Below are 4,257 nucleotides of genomic sequence, written 5' to 3'. Positions count from 1 at the left end.
ATGCCAAGGCTTCGTCCACGGATTTGGAAATGGTGGCGAGGTCGGCCCCGCCGGGAAGGTGTAACACGGTCACGCCCAAGGCCGCGGCGGCAACATCCGTCCCGCGCATGAACCTGTCTACGTAGTTCACGTGCCGGTCCACCACCGCGGGCTGCCAGTCAATGACGGCGATCACGGAGTGGCCTGCGGCCGCAAGATCGTGGACGCATTGTTCGCCGGCCATTTCAAAGTCGGCGTCGATGCAGACCAGCCCGGACGGATCGCGGGGGATGCCGATCAGCACCACGGGGACGTTGAGGGTCCGCACGACCGGAAGCCGCTCGTCCTCGCCTTCAACCTGCATGAGGATGAGGCCGTCGCAGATCTGCTGCCCCACTACGCGGCGGAGCCCGGCGGCACCCTCATCCTCGGTGACCAGCAGGACGTCGTGGTCGTATTGCCGGGCGGTGTTGGCAATGACGGAGACAAATTCCATGATCGAGCCCATCTCGAGCTCAGGGATGAAAGGGATGACCAGGCCGATGACGCGGGTCTTTCGGCTCGCCAGCGCACGGGCTCCAGCGTTCGGCTGGTAAGTGAGCTCCTCAATCGCGGCCTCGACCTTTTTCCTGGTCTTCTCCGAGATGGGGCGCTTGCCGCTGAGGACATAGGAGACCGTGCTTTGGGCGACACCGGCCGCCTCTGCCACATCTTTGCTGGTCGGCACGTTCCTGCCCTCCCTTCCCTCACTAYGGGTTGTCGCTRGRYGTTGTCGATACGCATCGTCGATGCGTATCGAAGATGAGTATGGCATGCATCACAACCCGGGCGCAAGGGTCGGCCCGCGGGGGACCAGCTTGGGGGGCTACTTTGCGGAGACTAGTCGCCCGCCGTGCCCGGCTCCGGGTCCCCCAGCGCCGGAGGCGCCGTCGATTCCCGGACCACCAGGTGGGTGGCCAGTTCCACCCGCCGCGAGTCGAGTTCCTCGCCGTTGGCCTGCCGGAGGACGGCGCGCAGGGCGGTGCGGCCCATCTCCTGCAGCGGCTGCGTCACGGTGGTCAAGGCCGGGATGGACTGCTCCGCCTGATATGTGCCATCGAAGCCCACCAGGCTCAGGTCCTCGGGGATCCGCAGTCCGTGCCTCCGGGCTTCGGCCAGGACGCCGAGGCCGATGCTGTCGCTCCCCGCGAAAATGGCTGTCGGTGGCTCGGGGAGGGCCATGAGGGTCTGGAGGCTGCGAATTCCGTGTTCTGGGCGGAACTTGTCCAGCAGGACGTAGTCGGACCGCACCTGGACTCCGCCGGCCATGAGTGCCGCCATGTAGCCGTGGAGGCGCGCCTGGTTGCATTCCGCCGACTCCGGTCCGCCAATGTAAGCGATCCGCCGGTGGCCGAGGCCGAGCAAGTGCTCAGTAGCTTCCTTGCCGCCCGCCCAGTTGGTGGCACCCACGCTGACAACTTCCGGCGGCGGCGGGTTGAGCGGATCGATCACCACAACCGGGATGTGCCGCCGGCGGAAGGCGCTCAGCTGGGCTGTGCTAAAGCCGGAAGTCACCACAATCAAACCGAGCCGGCCTTCATCCAGGATGCGTTGGGCCCGCCGCTCCGGACTGAGCGTCATGGCMGCCGGGTGCCCGGTYACATCGACCAGGACTTGGACGTCAATGGAAGCGGCTTGCTCCAGCACTCCGTTCARGACCTCGACRGAGTACGCSGAGTACAGCGAGTCGAACACCACCTCCACGATCCCGGTCCGGCTCTCGGCGTGTTTGCGCTGGTGCGTGGACTGGTAGCCCAGCTGCTCAAGTGCCGCCAGGACCTTGGTGCGCGTGCTCTCGGCAACGTCCTCCCGGCCGTTGATGACCTTGGAGACCGTAGGTGAGGAGACGCCGGCCTCCCGGGCGACGGCGGCAAGCGTGGGCCTGCCGGAACCCTGGACTAGTGACACGATRACTCCTGTASTTTCGAAATATTTCGATACGAAGAAGTCTCACTGTGTTTGCCCAGCGCGTCAAGTACATTTGCCATTAATGTCCTGTGAGTTCGGATTTCGCTCTTGACTGTGACTGTTGTCACCACTACTTTAGTTTCAGAAGTTGCAAACTTTTACGAAACTTTTCGAAGCTTAGCTTCACACCATCAGCAGCGGCAGCGCCGCCTTCCTCRGGAGGGCAGAGCTGCCACTCCCACRACCGGGCCATCAGCGCAGACCCCGGAGGACGAATGGAATCCCAGATGAAAAATCGYACGTTTCGCAGTGCCGCAATGGCCCTCTCGGCCGCCGCAGTTTCGATCAGCCTGGCCGCCTGCGGCTCCAGCGGACCGGCGGGAACTGCCGCCAGCGCSGAYTCGGCCACMATGTGGGGRCTGACGGGCGGCAACCAGCCCGTCCTGCAGCAGTCCGTCACKGACTGGAACTCCGCCCACCCGGACTCGTCCATCAAGCTGGATTTCTTCGCGAACGACGCCTACAAGACCAAGGTGCGCACCGCCGTCGGTGCCGGCCAGGGCCCCACCTTCATCTACGGCTGGGGCGGCGGCGTGCTGAAGTCCTACGTGGACGCCGCACAGGTGGATGACCTCTCCGGGTTCCTGGCGGACAACCCAGAGGTCAAGGACCGCTACCTCCCGGCGGTGCTCAAGAACGGCGTCATCGACGGCAACACCTACGCCTTGCCCAACAACAATGTCCAGCCTGTGGTGCTCTACTTCAACAAGGACGTTTTCGACAAGGTGGGTGCCCAGGCCCCCAAGACCTGGGATGAACTGATGGCCCTGGTGCCGAAGTTCAAGGAAGCCGGCATCGCACCGTTCTCGCTCGGCGGCCAGTCCAGGTGGCCGGACCTGATGTGGCTTGAATACCTCGTGGAACGCATCGGCGGCCCGGAGGTCTTCGCCAACATCGCAGCCAACAAGCCGGACGCCTGGTCCGACCCCGCGGTCACCGAGGCGCTGACGAAGATCCAGCAGCTCGTGGACGCCGGCGGCTTCGCCAACGGCTTCTCCTCCATCGCAGCGGACAGCAACGCCGACCAGGCACTGCTGTACACCGGCAAGGCGGCCATGATCCTGCAGGGCGGCTGGATCTACCAAGGCATGAAGAAGGACGCCGCCGACTTCGTCAAGAGCGGAAAGCTCGGCTACACCACGTTCCCCACGGTCTCCGGCGGCAAGGGAGAYCCCACCAACGTGGTGGGCAACCCCTCCAACTTCTGGTCCGTCTCCTCCAAGGCCACCGACGGCCAGAAGAAGGCAGCCCTCGACTACGTGAAGTCCGGCATGTTCTCGGACAGCAACATCCAGGCCCTCATCGACTCCGGCGCCGTGCCCGTGGTCAAGGGCATCGAAAGCAAGCTCGCCGCRTCCCCGGACAAGGACTTCCTGACCTACGTCTATGGCATGGCCAAGAACGCCCCGAGCTTCACGCTCTCCTGGGACCAGGCYCTGAGCCCGGCRCAGGGTGATGCCATGCTGGCCAACCTGGACCAGATCTTCCTGAAGAAGATCACCCCTGAGCAGTTCGTCGCCACGATGAACGCGACGATCGGAAAGTAATCCAGTGTCCACCACATCCGGTTCCTCCCGGCGGGCCCTTCAACCGGGCCCGTCGGGGTGGCTGGCCGCGCCAGCCCTCGCCTTCTTCCTGATCTTCGCCATCATTCCGCTGCTCGGCGTCCTGTTCCTGAGCTTCACCTCGTGGGACGGCCTGGGCGAGATCAAGCTGGACGGGTTGGCCAGCTGGACAACCGTCCTGACGGACCCCGTCACCGGCAACGCACTGCTGGTGACGGCGAAGATCATGTTCTTCTCCTTCATCATCCAGGCGCCCATCAGCCTGCTCCTGGGCGTCTTCACCGCCGCGGGCCAGAAGTACCGCGCGGCCCTGGCCGTCCTGTACTTCGTGCCGTTGTTGTTGTCCTCGGCCGCCGTCGCCATCGCGTTCAAGGCCCTGCTGGACCCCAACTTCGGCCTGGGCGCCGGGCTCGGCCTGCCGATCCTGGCCCAGGATTGGCTGGGCAATTCGGATCTGGTGCTGTTCGTCGTCGTCTTCGTCATCGCCTGGCAGTTCGTCCCGTTCCACACGCTGATCTACCAAGGCGGCGTGCGCCAGATCCCCGCGTCGCTGTATGAGGCCGCGCAGATCGACGGCGCCGGCAGGGTCCAGCAGTTCTTCAACATCACGCTGCCCCAGCTGAAGTACACCATCATCACCTCCTCCACGCTCATGGTGGTCGGCTCCCTGGCCTCCTCCACGCTCATGGTGGTCGGCTCCCTGGCC

4 protein-coding genes are annotated in these 4,257 nt (G+C 64.6%); 2 read left to right on the top strand and 2 right to left on the bottom strand.

Annotated elements, in window-relative coordinates; translation table 11 throughout:
- A partial coding sequence (locus AC1DEY_RS22625) for a LacI family DNA-binding transcriptional regulator (protein ID WP_476869952.1) occupies window positions 1-706 on the bottom strand: 706 nt, incomplete at its 3' end.
- A 152-nt stretch (window positions 707-858) separates the two neighbouring features.
- The gene (locus tag AC1DEY_RS22620; protein ID WP_476869953.1) at window positions 859-1,929 is read right to left on the bottom strand and encodes a LacI family DNA-binding transcriptional regulator; all 1,071 of its coding nucleotides are present in this window, start codon (window positions 1,927-1,929) and stop codon (window positions 859-861) included.
- A 314-nt stretch (window positions 1,930-2,243) separates the two neighbouring features.
- On the opposite strand from AC1DEY_RS22620, the gene AC1DEY_RS22615 reads away from it, so the two are divergent.
- A complete protein-coding gene (locus AC1DEY_RS22615) occupies window positions 2,244-3,533 on the top strand; it encodes an extracellular solute-binding protein (RefSeq protein ID WP_476869951.1) in 1,290 nt (429 codons plus the stop codon).
- A gap of 4 nt (window positions 3,534-3,537) precedes the next feature.
- Window positions 3,538-4,257: carbohydrate ABC transporter permease (locus tag AC1DEY_RS22610; protein ID WP_476869950.1), on the top strand; the 720-nt coding region annotated here is incomplete at its 3' end.

This window comes from Arthrobacter sp. 05T47, assembly GCF_056395825.1.
This window is presented reverse-complemented; position numbering and strand designations above follow the sequence as displayed.